At 45.3% G+C, this 21,117-nt stretch carries 12 protein-coding genes; 3 read left to right on the top strand and 9 right to left on the bottom strand.

What is annotated here, in order from left to right:
• Nucleotides 1-36 precede the first annotated feature (36 nt).
• The 3 genes from AC0J2X_RS01355 (at nucleotide 37) to AC0J2X_RS01345 (ending at nucleotide 5,940) form a co-directional block, all read left to right on the top strand.
• Complete coding sequence (locus AC0J2X_RS01355) at nucleotides 37-1,215, top strand: alpha/beta hydrolase-fold protein (protein ID WP_472995699.1); 1,179 nt, start codon at nucleotides 37-39, stop codon at nucleotides 1,213-1,215.
• Between the two features lie 92 nt (nucleotides 1,216-1,307).
• Nucleotides 1,308-2,819 carry a serine hydrolase gene (locus tag AC0J2X_RS01350; RefSeq protein ID WP_472995698.1) on the top strand — a complete coding sequence of 504 codons (1,512 nt, stop codon included), beginning with the start codon at nucleotides 1,308-1,310 and terminating at the stop codon, nucleotides 2,817-2,819.
• 238 nt (nucleotides 2,820-3,057) lie between these two features.
• Nucleotides 3,058-5,940, top strand: a complete 2,883-nt coding sequence (locus AC0J2X_RS01345; RefSeq protein ID WP_472995697.1) for a TrlF family AAA-like ATPase — start codon at nucleotides 3,058-3,060, stop codon at nucleotides 5,938-5,940.
• Between the two features lie 243 nt (nucleotides 5,941-6,183).
• On the opposite strand, the gene gcvP is transcribed toward AC0J2X_RS01345, so the two are convergent.
• The 9 genes from gcvP to AC0J2X_RS01300 all read right to left on the bottom strand — a co-directional run bounded on the left by gcvP (nucleotide 6,184) and on the right by AC0J2X_RS01300 (nucleotide 20,975).
• On the bottom strand, nucleotides 6,184-9,093 hold the full coding sequence (gene gcvP, locus AC0J2X_RS01340) for an aminomethyl-transferring glycine dehydrogenase (RefSeq protein ID WP_272965227.1): 2,910 nt from the start codon (nucleotides 9,091-9,093) through the stop codon (nucleotides 6,184-6,186).
• A 121-nt stretch (nucleotides 9,094-9,214) separates the two neighbouring features.
• Nucleotides 9,215-9,604: a glycine cleavage system protein GcvH gene (gene gcvH, locus AC0J2X_RS01335; RefSeq protein ID WP_287148952.1), complete on the bottom strand. Its 390-nt coding sequence runs from the start codon at nucleotides 9,602-9,604 to the stop codon at nucleotides 9,215-9,217.
• Between the two features lie 51 nt (nucleotides 9,605-9,655).
• Nucleotides 9,656-10,735, bottom strand: a complete 1,080-nt coding sequence (gene gcvT, locus AC0J2X_RS01330; RefSeq protein ID WP_472995696.1) for a glycine cleavage system aminomethyltransferase GcvT — start codon at nucleotides 10,733-10,735, stop codon at nucleotides 9,656-9,658.
• 333 nt (nucleotides 10,736-11,068) lie between these two features.
• Complete coding sequence (locus tag AC0J2X_RS01325) at nucleotides 11,069-12,421, bottom strand: sugar MFS transporter (protein ID WP_014977193.1); 1,353 nt, start codon at nucleotides 12,419-12,421, stop codon at nucleotides 11,069-11,071.
• A gap of 30 nt (nucleotides 12,422-12,451) precedes the next feature.
• Nucleotides 12,452-13,603 (bottom strand): N-acetylglucosamine-6-phosphate deacetylase, encoded by a 1,152-nt coding sequence (nagA, locus tag AC0J2X_RS01320; RefSeq protein ID WP_472995695.1) that lies wholly within the window; start codon nucleotides 13,601-13,603, stop codon nucleotides 12,452-12,454.
• Nucleotides 13,600-14,598, bottom strand: a complete 999-nt coding sequence (nagB-II, locus tag AC0J2X_RS01315) for a glucosamine-6-phosphate deaminase NagB-II (RefSeq protein ID WP_472995694.1) — start codon at nucleotides 14,596-14,598, stop codon at nucleotides 13,600-13,602. Before nagB-II ends, nagA begins: the two co-directional genes overlap by 4 nt.
• Nucleotides 14,595-15,500, bottom strand: coding sequence for a glucosamine kinase nucleotide-binding domain-containing protein (locus AC0J2X_RS01310; protein WP_472995693.1), 906 nt, complete (start codon nucleotides 15,498-15,500; stop codon nucleotides 14,595-14,597). The genes nagB-II and AC0J2X_RS01310 overlap by 4 nt, the downstream gene beginning before the upstream one ends.
• 85 nt (nucleotides 15,501-15,585) lie before the next feature.
• Nucleotides 15,586-18,147, bottom strand: a complete 2,562-nt coding sequence (locus AC0J2X_RS01305; protein WP_472995692.1) for a family 20 glycosylhydrolase — start codon at nucleotides 18,145-18,147, stop codon at nucleotides 15,586-15,588.
• A 101-nt stretch (nucleotides 18,148-18,248) separates the two neighbouring features.
• Entirely contained in the window at nucleotides 18,249-20,975 is a 2,727-nt protein-coding gene (locus AC0J2X_RS01300) for a TonB-dependent receptor (RefSeq protein WP_039232232.1), read from the bottom strand.
• Nucleotides 20,976-21,117: the final 142 nt, after the last annotated feature.

Here is a 21,117-nt window from a genome sequence, read left to right as displayed (position 1 = left end):
TGATCCGCTCCGATTACAAAGAATAAGGAAATTCAAATGTATCAAAAGCTTGCCTGTGTTTTTATCGGCGCCTTACTTGCTTTTAGTCTTAGCTTTCACGTAAACGCAAAAGTACGTGGCGAGGCAGTGGTTACAACAATAAAGTCAGAAGTTTTGAATGAGTCGCGAGAACTGCTTATTCACCTACCTAATAACTATTCCCGCTACAAAGACACCACTTACCCAGTTTTATATTTGCTAGATGGACAGCGTAATTTTGCCCATACCGTAGGCACGCTTGATCTGCTCAATCAGTCTGGAATGGCTCAGGAAATGATTGTTATCGGTATTGCCAACACCGAGCGCACGCGAGACTTCACACCTACCTATGATGAAAGCTACAACCAGTGGGGAATATCTGGTGGTGCCGACAACTTTTTAGACTTTCTAGAAAAAGAACTAAAGCCTTACGTAGGGGCAAACTATCGCACCAATAACTACGCGATTGTTTCTGGGCATTCATTAAGCGCCCTTTTTACCTTATACGCACTGCAAGAGCGGCCTGAACTGTTTCAAGCTTACTTCGCATTTAGCCCAAGTTTGTGGTGGCACGAAGAAGTGATATTTTCAGAGGCAAAAGCGTTCTTTGCGTCAGATAGCGACCTTAACAAGTACCTTTATGTCAACATGGGTAACGAAGGTGGAAACATGCTAAGCGCATACGAACGTTACGTTGAACTACTAAATAGCAGCGAACGAAAAGGGTTTAACTTTGATACCGAGCTAGATACATCTGAAAGCCACAATACGACTGCTCTTGCAGGTATGAGCTTGGCGCTTCAAAAGCAGCTAAATTCGTTACGCCCAACAGGTGCGATAATACAAGAAGGTATTCCTGCGGTAGAGCAATACTATAAAGACCTTTCTGCAAAATACGCTTTTGAAGCAAAGCCAGAATATAAAGCCGTAAACCACGCGGGTTACGCTGCGTTGAACAAACAAGACTTTGACTCTGCCATTGCAATTTTTAAGAAAAATATAGCTCGCTTCCCCAACAAATCTGACGCTTACGACAGTCTGGCAGACGGTTATGAAGCTAACGGCGATTTAGCCATGGCACTTGAAATGCGAGAGAAAGCACTAGCAATGAGCTATAAAGAAAATGTTGAAAATGGTGCTTTTAAAACGCGGTTGGCATACTTGCGAAAGAAGATTGCGGAAGGTACAGGCGACTAGCTATCAAGTGCCTGAACTAGAAAATCGTCAGCATTGATCGAATAATAGTAGGAACGTACTCTGGTACGTTCACTCGTAATGGAATACACATAATGACATCAATCACGCTCTTCTCCTCTTTAACACTTTCGTTTTGTTTAGCGTCGTTATTGGGCTGTACAGAGCCAGAAACCTTGCCCGCCTCCCCTTCTGCTGCCGCAGAATCAAAAGAAGCCAACCTTTTAAAATCTGGGCTTACTGAACGCATTCGAATTGAAGGGCAAGAGGTTGATTACCAATCTTTAGAACAAAGACAAGCGCATTATGATGTACCTGGGGTATCTGTCGCGTTTATGAGAAATGGGCAAATAGCCTGGACCATGCAAAGCGGCGTAAAAGATTTAGCCACTGAATTGGCTATTGATGAAAACACAGTATTCCAAGCAGGCAGTATTTCTAAACCCGCATTTGCGGCAGTATTGATGAAGTACCGCGAAGATAACCCGCTAGATTTAGATGCAGATGTTAATACCTTACTCACCAGCTGGCAGTTGCCTGAACACGAATGGACTGGGCAAGACGTTGTTTCTTTACGCAGATTATTGAGTCACACGGCAGGTACCACAGTACATGGCTTTCCTGGTTACGCGGCGGGTGAACCAGTGCCTAACTTGCAGCAAGTGCTAGAAGGTGCAGTTCCCGCCAATACCGACGCTGTTGTTGTTGATATTCAACCTGGCACGCAAATGCGTTATTCCGGTGGCGGTACTACGCTTGCTCAGCTTACCTTGCAAGACGTAGCTAACGAGCCCTTGCCAACTATGTCACAACGGCTTTTGTTTAAACCTTTAGGCATGACGCGTTCTGGCTTCGAACAACCCATATCGACCAACTTATCAAACAATATGGCTACGCCGTATGACGGAGACGGTGCGCCAATTAAGGGTGGCCCGCATACTTACGCTACGCTTGCAGCAGCAGGCATGTGGAGTACACCATCAGACATGTTGAAACTGGCAAGCGGCGTGCGCAGCGCATATTTAGGGCAGAAAACCGACTGGATATCGCAAGCCACGGCACAAGAAATGTTAACCAACAATACGCCGAGTATTGAGCCACCCAATGTAGGAATAGGCTTCTTCATCAATATGGATGACAATGGGGAGACTCTAGGCTTTGGCCACGGCGGCGCAGATGCTGGGTTTATGTCGCAGCTATATATTGAACTAGATACGGGCAACGGCTACGCCATTATGACGAACGGCAATAACGGCAGGCAGTTAATAACTGAACTAGAAATACGGCTAAAAGAAAAGTTAAACGTAGGTTACTCGGAAGCTGAAGTTAGGAAGTTAGTACCCATAAGCCAAGAGGAACTAAGCCAATATGTTGGAACCTATGTGGTAACTAACCCCGTGAATGTTGATGTGGTGTTAGAAAAAACAGCCAATGGCTTTGTACTTAACGCGTTACCTTATATTGAGAATGAAGAATATTTTCATGAGGGCGGCGGCCGATTCTTTGCTAAAAATGGGAGTAGTGTGCGTTTTGAGGGTGACGACGAAAGCAGGCTGACTAAAGTGCTTGTTATGGATGGTGGTATTCGGGGTGTTAGAAAAGAATAGTTGATAGTGTGAGAACTGATACATGGGCCAAATCCTTTTTTGTGTTAGTTGCCGACGTTAATAAATTCGAAGGCAGACGGCTGCTAAGTACGTGTTGCGGACGTTGGTTCCTTCCCGCGAAAAGTAGGGAATATAGTTTTTCAGTACAAACGGATGTTGCTATGAAGTCTCAGTAATAAGCTGTTATATACCCAACTGAATACGTAGATATTTCAAGAATTTGATTTTAAGGAATGTGATGAATAGTAAAGGTTCGGAATGGAATAGATGGGACTTGCATTTTCATACTCCATCCTCGTATGACTATAAAGATAAGACAATTACCAATGTCGATATTGTCAACGAAATGAAGAGAAATTCAATAGCTGCTTTTGCTGTTACCGATCATCACGTGATTGATGTCGATAGATACAAACAGCTGAGAGAGTTGGGTGAAAAAGAAGGGATCACTGTTTTACCTGGCATAGAGTTTCTTTCAGATGCTAGAGGTAAGGACCCCGTACACTTTATCGGTATATTTCCCGAAGATTCAAATATAGAACATATTTGGGGGCAAATTAAGCACAGAACAGATATCAATAAGGTGGATTCAGAAGGCCTTAGGGAAAATCAAGTTTATTGTGATCTTAAAGACACAATAGAATTGGTAAAGGAATTAGGTGGGATTGTCACAATACATGCAGGTGAAAAGAGTGGCTCTGTAGAAAATATTACACATTCACTACCACATGGAACCGCTCAGAAAACAGAAATTGCGAAGGCCGTTGATATATATGAGCTCGGTAAGGAAAGTGACCAAGAAGGGTATAGGAAGTTTGTTTTTCCGAATATCGGTAAAACAATACCAATGATTATTTGTTCAGATAATCACAACATACGGAAATACCAAATAAAGCAGAAATTATGGCTCAAGGGTGAGCCTTCTTTCAAAGGGCTGAAGTATGCCCTGAATGAACCAGAAAGTCGGTTTTATATTGGCGATGAACCAGAAATTCTAAAGCGGGTGAGGGATAACCCTACTAAATATATCAAATCCATTAACATCAGGAGAACGGGTAAAGAAGATCCTAGTTCAATTTGGTTTGAAGACATTACCATACCAATGAATAGCGAACTGGCCACCGTTATCGGACACAAAGGAAGTGGCAAAAGCGCCCTTTCTGACATTCTTGCTATATGTTCGGATGCCGAACATTCTGATGATTATATATTTCTCCATAAGCAAAAGTTCAAAAAGAAAGGGCTTGCTGATCGGTTTACTGCTTTTATTGAGTTTGAGAGCGGAAAAAAATCCGAAGAACGATTGCTCACCCATATAATCGATGAAAGCCAAGAAAGACTTGTTAGATATTTGCCTCAGAGCTACTTTGAAAAAGTTTGTAATGAAATAGATAAAGTGGATGCTTTTCGTTCAGAGATAGAGAAGGTAGTTTTCCAGTATGTCCCTACAGAGAAAAAAATGGGACAAACTACGTTTGAAGAGCTTATTGACCTGAAGAAAAGATCTGCAGAAAAGGAAATTCACCATATCCACGAAGAGATACTCGAATTAAATGATGAAATCATAAAACTTGAAAACCAATTCGACCCAAGTTATAGAAAAAATCTACTTAGTAAAATTAAAGTTAAGGAAGACGAGCTTGCTGCTCATGACTCTTCAAAACCGAAAGCTGTAGAAGATCCGTCAAAAAATGAAGAGTCAGAAGATACAAAAGCGAAGAAAAAAACACTTGGAGAATTAGAAGCTTCGAAGTTAGAGATGGAAAAAGAGATTGAATCTATAACCAAGAAAATATCGGATAGGAATTATTTGATTGTTGAGGCGGAAAAATTAAATCGCGATTTGAAGAATAAATATAGCGAGCTTATTTCAGTTATATCTGAAGGTCACAATGTCGCTCGCAAGTGCGGATTCGATATTTCTAAAGCGATTAATATTGAGTTTGACGAAAGTGTGATTAGATCCAGAGTTCTTTTGCTGAAGGAAATAAATGAAGAAGACGCCAAACTTATCAAGGTGGATGAAGATTGGAGCCAAAAGAAATATGAATTACTTTCACCAGCTTCAAAACTCGAATATTTGAAATCTCAGATAAAAGGTATTCACTCTGAATTTACCGGTGAGCAAAAGGCATTCCAGGATTATTTAAGTGCTCTGGCAGAGTGGAAGGTAAGAAAAGGTGAAATTAAAGGGGATTCTGAAACTCCTGATAGTTTGACTTATATGAGAGAAAAGTTAGATTATCTAGACAAGAATCTTGTAACAGATATCAATGAAAAACGAGATTTAAGGATTAAGAAATCGATCGACATATTATCGAAAAAGAAAGAGATTCAAGAATTTTACGAAGAGATAAAAGAAGAAATTTCTAAAAAATTATCAAGATCTGATGTTTCCGGTCTGAGTATAGCCAGTTCTTTCTATTGCTCCAATGATTTCAAAAATACGATTCTACGAAATATAAAACAAAATAGAATTGGTTCTTTTTATGGTAGTGAAGATGGCTCAGCACTGCTTCAGGAAGACTTGGTTGCAGCAACCAACTGGAATGATGAAAAATCCGTGGAAAATTTTTTACGCCGGTTAGTTGAGTATTTAGAGTTTGATAAACGGGCTGGCTCTAAGAATGAAAAAACATTCATCGGGGAAATCACTAAAGATAGAAGAGAACTATATAGTTATGTTTTCGGGTTGAGCTTTATCGAACCATATTATGATTTGCGTCAAAAGGGTAAGAGCTTAGAACAGCTATCCCCGGGAGAAAAAGGTGCTCTTTTACTTGTCTTTTATTTAGTTCTTGACAAAGAAGATATTCCTTTGATTATCGATCAGCCAGAAGACAATTTAGATAACAATAGTGTTGCTAAAGTCCTTGTTCCCTATATAAAAGAAGCTAAAAAACTTCGTCAAATTATTATGGTTACTCACAACCCGAATTTAGCCGTAGTAGCTGATTCTGAGCAGGTAATAAAAGTTAGTATAGATAAGGAAAACGGTAACGAGTTCAGCTTTATATCAGGTGGTATAGAGCATCCAAGGATAAACGAGCAAATAGTAGAAGTTTTAGAAGGTACTATACCAGCGTTTTCCTTAAGAAAAGATAAGTACCAGATTGCGTGATGCATATAACAAGGTGTTGCACACAGATAAATTACTCGCTGGAGAGCTCCCAATTTACCGGTGAGCACGGCGTTAAACGTCCGCTCCTCGCCTTGAGCGGACGTCGAAAATTCAATTGTAGAAGTTGCACTCTGCTACATCAGCCGTTTAAATACTAAAATTGAAAAAACCAAAAAAGGCGAACCCCAAGGTTCGCCTTTCAAATCAATCAGTACCCAGCAGCAGCGCTGCTAAACCAGCACCCTACTCCTCAACATAGCTCTCAATGCTAGGGCAAGAACAGATCAGGTTTCGGTCGCCGTAAACGTCATCAATACGGTTAACTGTTGGCCAGAACTTGTTTCTGTGTACTTCTGGTGCTGGGTACGCCGCTAGCATGCGGTCGTAGCTGCGGTTCCAGTCGCTGTCACAGATGTCAGCTAGTGTGTGCGGTGCGTTGTGTAGCGGGTTGTCAGTGGCATCCCACTCGCCGCTTTCTACTTTCGCAATTTCTTGGCGAATGCTAACCATAGCGTTAATGAAACGGTCTAGTTCGTACTTCGCTTCCGACTCGGTTGGCTCAATCATAAGCGTACCCGCTACTGGGAAGCTCATGGTTGGCGCGTGGAAACCGTAGTCGTTCAGACGCTTCGCAATGTCTAGCTCGGTTACACCGCTTGCTTCTTTAAGCGGGCGAAGGTCAATAATACATTCGTGCGCTACGCGGTCGTTGTTGCCTTTGTAAAGCACTGGGAAGTGCCCTTCTAGCTTCTTAGCCACATAGTTAGCGTTAAGAATAGCGACTTCGGTTGCTTTACGTAAGCCTGCGCTACCCATCATTTTGATGTACATGTAGCTAATAGGCAGAATTGATGCACTGCCCCATGGCGCTGCCGATACCGCACCACAGTCTTTGCCCGCCGTTTCTACGTTAACAACCGTGTGGTTTGGTAGGAAAGGCGCAAGATGCGACTTAACACCAATTGGTCCCATACCTGGGCCGCCACCACCGTGTGGAATACAGAAGGTTTTGTGCAGGTTAAGGTGCGACACGTCTGAACCAATGAAGCCAGGTGATGTAATGCCCACCTGCGCGTTCATGTTCGCGCCGTCCATGTAAACCTGACCGCCGTATTGGTGAACAATGTCACAAATCTCGCGTACGGTTTCTTCATATACACCGTGGGTAGACGGGTATGTGATCATGGCGCACGATAGGTTCTCACCTACTTCTTCTGCTTTTTTGCGAAGGTCGTCAAGGTCTACGTTACCGTTAGCGTCACAAGCCACTACTACCACTTTAAGGCTAACCATTTGCGCTGATGCAGGGTTAGTACCGTGGGCCGAGCTTGGAATTAGGCACACGTTTCTGTGACCTTCGCCACGGCTTTCGTGGTAACGCTGAATAGCCAATAGGCCCGCATATTCACCTTGCGCACCTGAGTTAGGCTGCATAGAAAGCGCGTCGTAACCCGTTACGTTAATTAGCCACTCGGCTAGCTCGGCAATCATTTCTTGATAGCCTACTGCTTGGTCTAGTGGAGCAAACGGGTGAAGCTGACCGAATTCAGCCCATGTTACTGGGATCATTTCAGCCGTTGCGTTTAGCTTCATGGTGCACGAGCCCAATGAAATCATTGAGTGATTTAGTGCCAAGTCTTTGTTTTCAAGGCTCTTGATGTAACGAAGCATCTCTGTTTCAGAGTGATACTTGTTAAACACTTCGTGTGTCAGGAAGTCGCTGGTACGTACAAGACCGTCAGGGATAGACTTCACAGCTTGCGTGGTTACTTCTGCGTCTAAACCTTCTACCGTTAGGCCGTGATCTTCACCAAGCAGTACGTCGAATAGCGCAAGAATGTCTTCACGTGTCGTGGTTTCGTCTAGCGACACACCTACCGCACCTTCAAGGTCTGCACGCAGGTTCATGCCTTTTGCGTAGGCTTTCTCTAGTACGTCTTCTTTGTTGCTTACCATTACGGTTAGCGTGTCGAAGTACGTGCTATGTTTAAGAGCTACACCTTTTTCCGCACCTTTCTGGTTTAAACCAGTAGCAAGAATGTCAGCAAAGCGGTGAATGCGCTCCGCAATGGTTTTAAGGCCTTGTGGGCCGTGATATACCGCGTAGAAGCTTGCCATGTTGGCTAGCAGCACCTGCGCTGTACAAATGTTTGAGTTCGCTTTTTCACGGCGAATGTGTTGTTCACGGGTTTGTAGCGCCATGCGAAGTGCTGGGCGACCGCGGGTGTCTTTACTTACACCAATAATACGGCCAGGTAGTGAACGCTTGTAGCTGTCGCGTGTAGCAAAGAATGCCGCGTGCGGGCCACCGTAGCCCATAGGTACACCAAAGCGCTGTGCACTACCCAGTGCCACGTCTGCACCTAGCTCGCCTGGCGACTTAAGCATTACCAAGCTCATAAGGTCAGCGGCTACTGCCACAATCCCTTTTTTCGCTTGTACCGCAGAAATGATGTCGCTGATGTCTTTTACTTCGCCTGTAGAAGTTGGGTATTGAAGTAGCGCACCAAAAATATCGTGCTCAGCTGCTTCTTCTGCTTCACCTTTAATGATTTCAAAACCAAACATTTCAGCGCGGGTTTCAACCACGTCAACCGTTTGTGGGTGGACGTCGTTAGCAATAAAGAACGCATTCGCTTTCTTGTTCTTAGACACACGCTTAGCAAGGCCCATGGCTTCTGCTGCCGCTGTACCTTCATCAAGCAACGATGCCGATGCTAGCTCTAGGCCTGTTAGGTCAATGGTCACTTGTTGGAAGTTAAGAATAGCTTCCAAACGGCCTTGGGCAATTTCTGGCTGGTAAGGCGTGTATGCTGTGTACCAACCTGGGTTTTCTAGCACGTTACGAAGAATAACGTTGGGTACGTGGGTATCGTAGTAACCCATACCAATGAAAGAACGGTTAATTTTGTTCTTTTCTGCAACGGCTTTAAGTTCACTTAATGCTTCAACTTCTGTCGCCCCTTCACCACATTTTAGTGGCTCTGGTAGCGCAATACCTGCCGGTACAGTTTGCTCGATTAAATCGTCTAGTGAGCTTGCACCAATGGCAGACAGCATTTCTTCAATTTCGCCTTTACCCGGGCCAATGTGACGGCGGATAAATGTATCTTTTTGCTCTAGTTGAGCCAATGTAGGGGAAGTATTCGACATAACGTTGTTAAGCACTCGTAATGGTTGCCGCAAGGGCGCGTTAAATCTTTAAGTTAAAAAGGGGCTGAATTATCTTCATGCCCCTTTTCAAAATATGTTTCTTTTAAAACTGCGTAACGAATTACTCTTCGTCGATGCTGTTTTCGTAGCCTTCAGCGTCTAGTAGACCTTCTACTTCAGCCGCATCGTCAGCTTTAATTTTGAATAGCCAACCGTCGCCATATGGGTCAGAGTTAACTAGTTCTGGTGAATCTTCTAGGTCTTCGTTTACTTCAACCACTTCACCTGAGATTGGCGCATATACGTCAGATGCTGCTTTTACCGATTCAGCAACACATATGTCGTCACCAGTGCTTACTGTATCGCCAACATCTGGCAATTCAACGAAAACCATGTCGCCAAGTAAGCCTTGTGCGTGCTCAGAAATACCTACAGTGAAAACACCGTCACCTTCAGGGCGAACCCATTCGTGCGTAGCGGCATAGCGTAGATCAGTTGGGATGTTGCTCATAATCGTTCCTGTTATTCTCTGTTAACTTTCGGGGCCTTGAAGCTTTTGGCCTTATAAAACACTTTTTCCATTGCGAACAAAGGAGGGCTTAACCACTTTTACTGTAACCCACTTTTTGCGCATTTCCACTTCTACTGTTTCACCAACATCACTAGGTACTCGTGCCATGGCAATTGAGTGGCCTAGAGTTGGAGAGAACGTACCTGAAGTGATAACGCCTTCGCCGCTTTCTGTTTTCACTTTAAGACCATGACGCAGCACGCCTTTTTCAGTCATTACCAAGCCTACTAGCTTGTCGGTACCCGCTTCGCGCTGCGCTTCTAATGCTTTACGACCTACGAAGTCACGTTCTGCCGGTTCCCATGTAATTGTCCAGCCCATGTTGGCAGCTAGTGGTGATACAGTTTCATCCATATCTTGGCCGTATAGGTTCATGCCTGCTTCTAGGCGAAGGGTGTCGCGAGCACCCAGGCCGCATGGCTTAACGCCCGCGTCTAGTAGTGCTTGCCAAAAGTTTTCCGCTTGCTCAGCTGGCACCATAATTTCATAGCCTGCTTCACCGGTATAACCTGTGGTAGCAATGAATAAGTCTTCTGCTTGTACACCAAAGAATGGCTTCATGCCCGCTACTGCTTCTTTTTGCGCTGCGCTGAACAAGGTGGCGGCTTTTTCTTTTGCGTTAGGGCCTTGTACGGCAATCATGGCAAATTCAGGGCGCTCGGTGATGGTTACGTCAAAGCCTTCTGCTTTGCTCATTAACCAATTCATGTCTTTTTCGCGCGTTGCTGAGTTAACCACTAAACGATAGTTAGTCTCGTCGAAGTGATAAACGATAAGGTCGTCTACAACACCGCCTTCTTCGTTAAGCATGCCGCTGTATAGCGCTTTGCCTTTGTCTTTTAGTTTTGCCACGTCGTTGGCTAAAAGGTACTGGAGATACGCTTTGGCTTGTGTGCCTTTTACATCAACAATGGTCATGTGAGACACATCAAACATACCGGCGTCTTGACGCACAGCGTGATGCTCTTCAATTTGTGAACCATAGTTAATTGGCATATCCCAGCCGAAGAAATCGACCATTTTCGCACCGGCTTCTAGGTGCTTTGCGTGTAGGGCGGTGGTACTAGACATTCCACTTACTCTTTTTAATTTGAAAGGTAGAAAACGAAATTGAGTATAGTGAGCTAACGTTTATGCAACAAATTGGAAATTTTTATCAATACATTTAAAAAGCAAATGTATCAAACACTGAACATCAGAAATACAAATATTCAGTATAAGTTAAGAGTTGGTGAAGACTCGTCAAACTACTGCAGCTACTTGCCTTTTCTAATGTGGCAGCACCGACTTTAATGCGACAGCACCAGTTTTAATGCAGCAGCGCAGACCAACAAAAAGAAATGCGCTAAAAAGCGCATTTCTTTAAACAGTTGAACCGTGAGCCACACGGTAAAACACTGGCATTTACCAGCGTTGTTTTTTACAGCCCAATACGGCGTAGTAAGCAATAAAGCAGTAGCAAGGTAGCATGATCGCGTAGGCACTTTGACCACCAACTAGCTCACTAGCTCCGCCGTAAACCATGGGCAAAATAGCACCACCTGCAATCCCCATGATAAGCAGTGCCGAACCTTGTGCAGTGTATTTACCTAAATTATTTAGCGCCAGCGGCCAGATTGCAGGCCACACCATGGCATTTGCCAAGCCAAGAAGCGCAATACACGTCACGCTGTTAGGTAAGAAAGGAAGCGATTGCACGCCCGTCCATCCCCACAGCACTTCAGAGATCCCAGTATCAGTGTTTGAGCTCATTAGAATGCATGTGGTGAAAACTACGCCAAACACCGCAGAGCTTAGTAGCGCCGTTTGCTGAGAAATAAATCGAGGAATACAAATAAGGCCTACTGCGTACCCGATAACCATAGCAATCATGGTAAATGACGTAAGCGTGGTCGCGTTTTCTACGCCAATTGAAGAGCCATACAACCCAATGGTGTCGCCAGCAATAACTTCTACCCCAACGTAGAAAAACAGGCTTATTGCGCCCAATACTAAGTGTGGGAAATGCAGGATCTTTTTATCTTTATTTGAGGAAAGCGATGCTTCCACAGTTTCACCTTCAGCTTGCTCATCATTAATGGTCGGCAATGCAAGGCGCATAAATACCAGAGCCAGTACGCCCAATGCGATTGCCATTGCAACGTAAGGCTGAATAAGTGAGACAGACATATCATTAATTAGCGTGGCTTTTACGTCTTGTGGCATGGCGTTTAACGACTCTTGGTTTACGTCAGGCAAACCACTTAACACTAGACTAGTAAAAACAATAGGAGCCAGCACGCCAGCCGCTTTGTTAAGAAGGCCCATAAAGGCAATGCGAGCGGCAGCGCTTTCTTCGTTACCTAGGCGAACAATGAACGGGTTTGATGCTGTTTGAAGTATGGTCAAACCGCTACCTACCACAAATTGTGCCAGCAAAAACACGGGGAACATGGCGCTAAGTGCGGCAGGTACAAACAACAAACATCCCACGGCGATAATGCTAAGCCCTAGGCTCATGCCCTTCTGGTAGCCTGTTTTTTCGAGGATCTTTGCCATAGGTAGCGCCATGACGACATAAGCGATGTAAAAACAAAAGGCGATAAGCAACGCTTGCATTTCTGTTAGCTCGCACACCATTTGCAAAAACGGAATTAATGCCCCGTTTAACCATGTAATGAAGCCGAAAATGAAAAACAGTAAACCGATACTTAGAATAGGTACAAAGCGCCCCATTCCTGTTGCGTTGGGTACTTGCGACTGAGCTTGTGTTGTCATAGCAAAGATCTCTTATTTATTATTATGTTGTTAGTTAGCGCAAAGGCGTTTACTTCCGTTCTGCCACACTTCTAACAGAGTATTGTCGTTGTTTATCACTAAAAAGTTAGCGCGCTTTCCTACCTCTAGTTCACCTACCCTATCATGTATTTTGGTGAAGCGTGCTGGCGTTGCGCTTGCCATGGTACTGGCATGTTCTAATGCGATATTGATGTCGTTAATGCTGTTCGTTACTGCGCCGTGCATATCTAAACAGCTACCGGCTAACGTCCCGTCGGGCGTGGTTAACTTGTTACCTTGGCGCGTGATATGAGTATCGAAGAACGCGATGGTATCGTCGCTTGCGCCCACGTGGGCCATGGCGTCAGTCACTAGCATTAATTGATGCGGCCCTTTCACCTTATAAGCCAGCTCTACCGCTTTCGGGTGAATGTGATGATGGTCCACAATTATCCCGCACACGCTGTTGTTAAGTAGCGCCGCCCCCACCATTCCAGGCTCTCTGGAAGTCAGTGGCGACATGGCGTTATAAAGGTGGGTAAAGCCTGATGCCCCAGCGTCCAATGCATTCTGCACGGTTTCAAACGGTGCGTTTGAGTGCCCTAATGCAACAATAACTCCTTGCCCCACCAAATCTCGGATGATGTCGCAAGGCACGTTTTCAGGCGCAACGGTGATAAGAACTTGCCCAATATCTCTTCGGGTATAGGTTGCCAGTTCACAATCTGAAAGTGCGCGAATATAGCGTGGCAAGTGCACGCCTTTTTTCTCAACAGAAAGGTGCGGCCCTTCAAAATGAACCCCCTCAACGCTGGGATGCGCCTGTGCAATGGCCTCGCTTACTGCATCTGCCGCTTGCTCAATGGTGTCTATATCGTCGGTAATGAGCGTTGGAAACAATGTAGTAGTGCCGTATTTCAAGTGCGCTTCGGCCATCGCGTTTATGCTTTCAATCGTGGGAGTATGATTAAACATCGCGCCCCCACCACCATTTACCTGTGTGTCGATGTAGCCTGGAATAACTGCACCACGTATGCGCTCGTTGATAACTGACGTTGCGTCTTTCTTAAAATAAGAAAGAGGTGCAATGTCAACTATCACACCCTTTTCAATGCTCAGCACCTGATTATGCTGCCAGGCACCGTTCATCAGCACCTTTTCAGCCAGAATAATGGTCTTCATTGGGTTTTCGTTACCTTGTTTAATCCGGGTGGCGTATCTGGGTTCAAACCTAATTCAACGGCAATTTTCTCTATATCCAGATAGAAGCGTTGCATTAGTAAAAGTGCGTTCAGCCTTGGGTGTGAAGACGTTACTCCCCCTTGCAGATCTATGCACTCACCGCCACGGGATCTCACATCTTGCACCATGTTTTGATGAAAAGGTGCGCTCTCATCTTCTATGTTTAACGAAATAAGCTTCAGCTTTTTCTCAACTAACGTGACTGGGCCATGGATGAACTCTGCACTGCTAAACGCTTCGGCATGTATACCCAATACTTCTTTTAATTTAAGCGCTACTTCTCGCCCAACCGCATAGCCAAAGCCACGCCCTAAAACAATGGTGTTTCGCGTATTTTCTAAATGGGCTTTTGTTAGCTGAGACGGCGCATTGATCACTGCCTCTAGCTGCGAAGGCATGGCTTTTAGCGCATTAAATAGCGAGGTATTTTCGCTCCAACGGGCACACAAATGGAGAAGCGCCGACAGCGTTGCTAAAAAGCTCTTAGTAGCCGCAACCGCCTTTTCTTCCCCGGCAGATAAAGGAATAACGGCATCAGCCAGCTCGGCTAATGGCGACGTTTCATCATTCACGAAGGCAACCGTAAACGCCCCGCCGTTTTTGGCCGACTCGGTTTGCTTTAGTATGTCTGGGCTACGACCAGATTGAGAGATGATAAAAGCTACCGCCCCCTTCAAATTCAATTGGCGTTTAAATATGCCTGCAATTGAAAGGGCGGCACTGCACACTGGAATACCCATCTCGGTTTCAAATAGGTACTTTCCAAACACGCCGGCATGATCTGACGAACCGCGACCAATAATGTAAATTAAGTTAGGGTTTAATTGCTGTAACCTACCCGCTAACTGACTGATCGCTTCATCATTCTTATCTAACTGCTGCGTAATAACTGACGGAAACTCTCTGGCTTCTTTTGCCATTATAGATAAACTCATTTCTCACCTTCTTTGTGATTAAACGCGGCTTTTGCATGATAAATAGCACCTTGCTGCGGCGTTGCTTTGCAGGGTACTAAACGCGCTTTGATGGATTCTGAAAAATAGGCTGAATAAACATTGCTAAGCCCACCTATCATGGCTAAACAATGGTTGTGATTAGCAAGAAGTCGCTTTGCCATACGCTCAATGTACACGGCCCCCTCTTCAAAAAGTGCGGTAACCTTCTTTTGTTTTGTGTATAGCAAAGGCAGCATACGTTCTACCAAGGCGGCATAGTGATGGGTGTTAAATTCCGCACATTTCGCTACGATTTCTTGGGTGCATGATGATTGCAGGGCGTTACACACTTCTGCTGCAAGTTCATCCTTTTCTTCCAACTCATCTAAACACAATAGCGTGTGCTGAACGGCCTTTAAGCCTAGCCAAGCCCCACTGGCTTTGTCGCCAATAGGAAACCCGTGCCCACCAACATCTTGAAAAGATTCATCTTGCCACATAGTGCCCGATGAACCCGTACCAATAATTATCGCTGCTCCCGGGTTTCCATTGTGTGCTCCAACGCATGCGGCGTGTAAATCGCTTAACACGTGTAGCGAATGAAACGGGTGCTGCCATTGTTCAAACTGTTGCTTCGCAGACTCAATGTTTGCGCCAGCTAGACCGGCGCCTACCACGCACCGCGACAGCGAAACTTGCTCAGATGTGTTGGCGTTACCCGCATTCGAAATAGCGATATTAATCGCATCTACTATCGACGCTTTAGCTAAATCGCTATCGCGCATAATATTGGCAGGGCCACTTACGCCCTCACCTAAGACATTTCCGTCAACGTCTTCTAATCGTGCTCGGCACTTGGTGCCACCACCGTCTATGCCAATAAAAAATAAATCAGAGCTCATTTAAACATCTCAGTATAGATAAATGCATAGATGCACTTGGTAAAAACATGACAACGCTGTCATTTTAACCAATAAAAACAGGCGCTTACAGCTGCACCTGTCGACTCATTTGCTGTGTTCCCGCAATTCTAGCGCGAACAGTTACGTTCCCCTTCACTTCAACAGGAGCAGTAAAGGTTTCCCACTTATTATCTGAAGTTAAGTACTCCATCGTAAGACCAGACACTGGCTTCATATGTAACTTACCATTGTTAATTACCGCTGCTGGCGTAGGTACACGCACATTCACTCCCTGCAGCACTAGCGCGGGTGCATGGCGGTTAAATAACGCTAACTCAAACGCTTGCCAGTCGCTTACCTGCCGGTTTACTAAACCGCCTTTTTCATGAAGTGCTTTCGCGTTTTGTTGCCATGGTGCGTAGTGCCAAGCGCGTTCAGCCAAGGCCAATAGTCGGGGAAACACCATATATTCCACGGCATCTTGATTCACGGTGACTTCTGACCACAGCTGCCCCTGAATACCGATTACTGATGATGTGTCGGCCTCAGCAGAACTGCTGTAACTGTGGCCCATACGGTCGGTCCATAACTCGGCATGAAGCGGCAGCTGTTCGGGCATAAACGAAAATACTTTTTCGGTATCGGTTGCCCGTGAACCCCAGTAATAGCCAGGCTCATAAGGATTACTTTGGTAAGGAAAGTCGAAATAAAGCACGTCTGGAAACGAAAGTACTACCGGAATATTTTCCTTCGCAAAATGCGATACTGTTTTCTCTCCTCCCGCAGCAAGCAAATGCCAAACGTTGGTATACGCGCTGCTGTTATCCAGTGTATTTACGGCTTTTTCCATGCCATCGCTCCAGCCACCAATTGCTATATTGTGCTTTTGCGCAATTTTCTGCACTTCGGTAACAAAAGCCGGCAGTATTTCATCTGCCTTTTGGCCTTTCGCAGCGCATACAGGGGATTTCACCCAAGCACCGGCGGTTTCATCGGCGCCAACATGGAAGTGCGTCAACGGAACGTTGGCCTTTTCATGCAGTGATTTCACAGAAGTAAGTACGGTTTCGATAAAATGATAGCTGCTATCTAAACAGGGATTTATGGTGTTATCTGAATAGAATTGAACGCTTTCATATTGGGTTTTATCTTCTTTATCTACCAATAAGAATTCATGTGCAGCATCTGAGTTACCCTCTGCCATAAGCCGCTTGTAGCGCGCATTCATAGCAACAATTGCTGCGCGGGCATGGCCAGGCATATCAAGCGACGGAATAACTTCAATACCGCGCGCGTGCGCCATTGTTAAAATATCAATGTAATCTTGCTGCGTAAGAAAGCCGTTACCTGTAGCACTTTTAAAAGGCCCGCTTCCTAGCTGAGGCAGCAAGCACTGTGTTTCAGACAAATCGTGGCATCGAAACGCACCAATTTCGGTAAGTTCGGGCAAAGCATCGATAGATAATCTCCAGCCCTCGTCATCACTTAGGTGTAGGTGTAGCTTATTGAGCTTATAGGTGAACATTTGGCGAACAACAGATTCAATCGCTGCCTTTCCTGGAAAGTGGCGAGCAATATCTAAGTGCATTCCGCGAAATTCGAATCGTGGCGAGTCTGCGATTTCAGTTATAGGAAAGCGGCCATGCTGCGCATCAAATACTTGCATTAGCGTTAGCAAACCGTAGTTAGCACTAATGTTATCGTTGGCAATTATCGTAGCGCTTTGCTCTGTTATGCTAAGCGCATAGCCTTCTTTCGAGTTTATTGTTGCGGGTTCATTTGCAAGGGCGTTCGCATTGTTAGCGCTGCGAATAATAACCTTAAGTGGTAAGCCTGTTTTCTGGTTAGTGAGGCCAAAATAGGCCATTTGCTCAATGGCTGGAGCAAGCATGTCTTGATCAGACTTATCTATATTAATGCCAGCGGCTGCAACAAATTTATCCGAATCATCTCTTCGACCTACGTTGGGAATAACACGGTTCTGGACATCACCTAAAATTAGCGCTGAATCGCCCTTATTGTATAAATACGCGCTGTCCATAAGCGGTGTATTGTCGTTTTCAGTACGTTTGTACTGGGCTTGTTTGCTCCATAAGCCAGTGTGTTGATTGATTAGCAAATTACTTCCCGGCTCATTCACACGAGTTGTGGAGGCAACCACCACCGGTGATAAAGCAGGGTAAGTTAAGTAATAGTTCGGCATTGCGTCCGAGCGAGAGGCGTGCCAAAAGGGCGCAGATAGCGTTACCTTAACTTGCTCACTTGCGCTCACCTTATCTTCGAACGTTAGGCGGTGCAGGTCACCGTTTATATGCTCAATGCGAATTGCATTTTTTGAGTCATACCCGCGAATAGGCACAATATGACTAAAGTAAAGCGACGTAGAGGCTTCAATGGGAGTTGCCATGGTTGCTATCGTAAGCTCTGACGAAAAGCAGTCGCCTTTTGGAATATGTACCCGGCACAAACTATCGTCCACATTACTTAATACTTCGTAATGTATATCGAGGCTTTCTCCTAGCGTATTCAAGCTGGCTTGCTGTAGCGAAGGCGTTTCAGCCATTGCCGAAGCGCTACCCACTAGCAGTAACGATAAGCTCAAGCACGCTTTGACAAAATTCGTCGAATTGCGGATCACGTCGCACATCCTTAAATCACAATTTCAGAGTAAAACAAGGGTAAAGCAAACGCCCTACCCTATGCTAAGTGAAGATAGTGAACACACGAACTATCTTCACATACTAGCAACTAGAACTTCATGCTAGCGCCAATGAAGAAACGGCGTCCATTGGCACTTTGCGTTCCACCAAGTCGCTTACCGTCACTGCTTCGAACATAGTAGTTCTCCCAGATTTCGTCGGTAAGGTTAAGGGCTTCAGCTTTGAGTGTAATGGTTTCTGTCACGTTCCAGCTTACCTGCGCATCAAGCTGTGACTGTTCGTCGCGGTACTGATCGCCAATTTCAGCTTGGGCAATAAAGTACTCAGAGCGGTAGTTGTAGTTTAAGCGCGCGCTGTAAAGATCAGTTTCGTAGAACACACCTACGTTAAACGAGTCTTTTGACGTGTTCGGAAAGCTTACTGAGCGCGTTGCGATAGTAGCACCAATGATGTTGCCGTCATCGTCTGTAACGGCAACCGCTTCATCTACTTGTGCGTCGGCCACATCAGTGTAGGTGTAGTTAGCGTAGCCACCGAAACCGTTGTCGAACACATGCTGAATTTGCATTTCGATACCGTCGATAGAGGTTGAACCACCATTCTCTGGCGTTCTTAGCTGATTGATTTGCTGACCATCAATTTCACGAGATACGGTTTTGGTAAAGATAAAGTCGTTAATATCTTTCTTGAACACCGTTACCGCGGCTACCGATGATTCGCTAAAGTACCATTCTGCACCCACTTCAAATTGGTTAGCAGTTAGCGGGTTAAGCTGCGGGTTACCAGCAGAGCCAGAGCTAGTTTCAGGCGTTAAGTTTACCGCAGGTGCTAACTGAAACGGTGCTGGACGTGTAAGCACGCGTGCTGCCGCCATACGTAGTAACACATCTTCAGATAAGTCGTACGACAAGTTGATGCTTGGCAGCCATTCGTTGTAACCACCGTCAAACGCTACCGCTTCGCCTGTTGTTAGATCGTAACCGTTCGAAGTTGAATCGGTTTCAACGTAACGCATACCCACATTACCTCTGAAACCATCGCCACTAAATTTCGCCATGGCGTAAAGTGCAGTAATATCTTCTTCTATCTCAAATGAAGATTCATCTAAGAATTCATCGGTACGGCGGCAAAGTATAGTAGTGTCATCTGCACATTCGGCTACGCTATATAGCGCGTTGTACATGCTGTCTTTGTCAGGGAAGAAATAGCTGGCAGCCACACCGTTGGTGTTGTCGTGAGACACGTTAATCATGTCGCCATTCCAAAACGATGACGCTGGGCCAAGGCTACCTTCACCCACCGGCGCTAAGTTGGCCAAGTCAGTTCTGTAACGAGATTGCGCAAAGCTACGATCGCGACGCTTAATACCCGTTTTGATTTCGGTTACTGCACCCCAGTCTACTGAATGCTCGTAATCAAATTGGATATAGTTTTCTTTATCTTCCGTTGCATTTAGCTGGTCGAATATTCCTCCCAACCACATTTCATCCGTTGGGTTAGCTAGCCATGGGCTTGCCGTTGTAAAATCGATATACGGGTTGTCGCCACCTGGGTTGTAAAAATCGATGGCTGCACGCGGGTCGTTTGCGCTAGCCCAAAATTCAGTAAAGAAATCTCGGTTTTCGCCTTCACCCGTGGTTGTACCTAACTGGAAGTGCAACTTGCCATCACCCATAAGGTAGTGCCCCTCAATATCTACAATCTCGGTAGACATTTCAGAACCATCGCGGAAGATGTTGTCATACGCCATAAAGCGCGCCCACTCAGGGCGGTTATCTACGCCCATCATGCTAAGCGACTCTACTACGTTGTCGCTGCTCACCGTACCTGGGCTGGTGTCTGTACCTGTATACGCCACACCGCGAAACGGAATACCAATTAAGTTAGAGTTTACGTTGTCAGCTTTAAGCGTTGACGATAGATAGTGGACAGACACGTCGAAGTCGTCGGTAGGTGCCCATTGAGCAGTTACATCAAAACCAACGCGCTCACGGTCTTGCTTAAACAACGCTGAGCCCATTCCCCATGGAATAGCGCCTTTTTGTGAAGCGCCAACAGGTGCTTCAATAAGTGGGTCGATACGAGGAATGCTAGGGCCGAACCAGCCGAAGTCTTCGTTAGTTTCACGCTCTACCGTTCTTTCTTGATAAGAGCCTGAGAAAAGAATACCAAAGGTTTCGTCATCGTTTTTCCAGCTGTACAAACCAGATAGCGTTGGGTCGAGTGAATCGGCGATATCACCATACTGGCCTTCTACCGAGATTTGCCCAGAATTAGCGTCAAGGTCGAACGGCTTACGTGTTTTTAGAATTACCGTTCCGCCCAATGCGCCTTCATCAATGTCTGCCTGAGACGACTTGTACACTTCTAAACCCGCAATCATTTCCGACGCTAAAATTTCGAAGTTAAAGTTACGGGTTGCGTCTGATAATACAAACCACTGACCGGTTCCCACGGCTTGACCGTTCACTAGGGTCAAGTTTTGGTCTGGCTGAACACCGCGTATAGTTACGCCTTGCCCTTCACCAAAATCGCGGTCGATGGTAATACCCGGAACACGGGCAAGTGTTTCTGCCACGTTTTTGTCGGGGAACTTACCAATGTCTTCAGCAGTGATAGCGTCAACAATAGCGTTAGAAAAACGCTTGGCATTGATGTTGGCCTTTTGGCTTCCGCGGATCCCTGTGACTTCGATGATTTCAGTTTCACCTGCTTCCTGTGCTACCGCAATAGGTGCTGAAATACTTGTTAATGCGCCCATAGCTATGGCGAGGCGAACACTTCTTGTTAGTTTATGTTGTTGGTTTTTGAACATTGTATTTACCTTCTCTCAGCCAAAAATGACAACGCTGTCATTTATTGAAATAATAAAATGACAGGCGTTGTTGTGGGGTACAGCTTTTTGATGACAACGCTGTCATTGAATGTTAACTTACATGACACAATGTAAGGCTGCA

This window comes from Alteromonas sp. R7, assembly GCF_055755235.1.
Note: the sequence above shows the minus strand (reverse complement) of the source record. Positions and strands in the feature narration are given on the sequence as shown.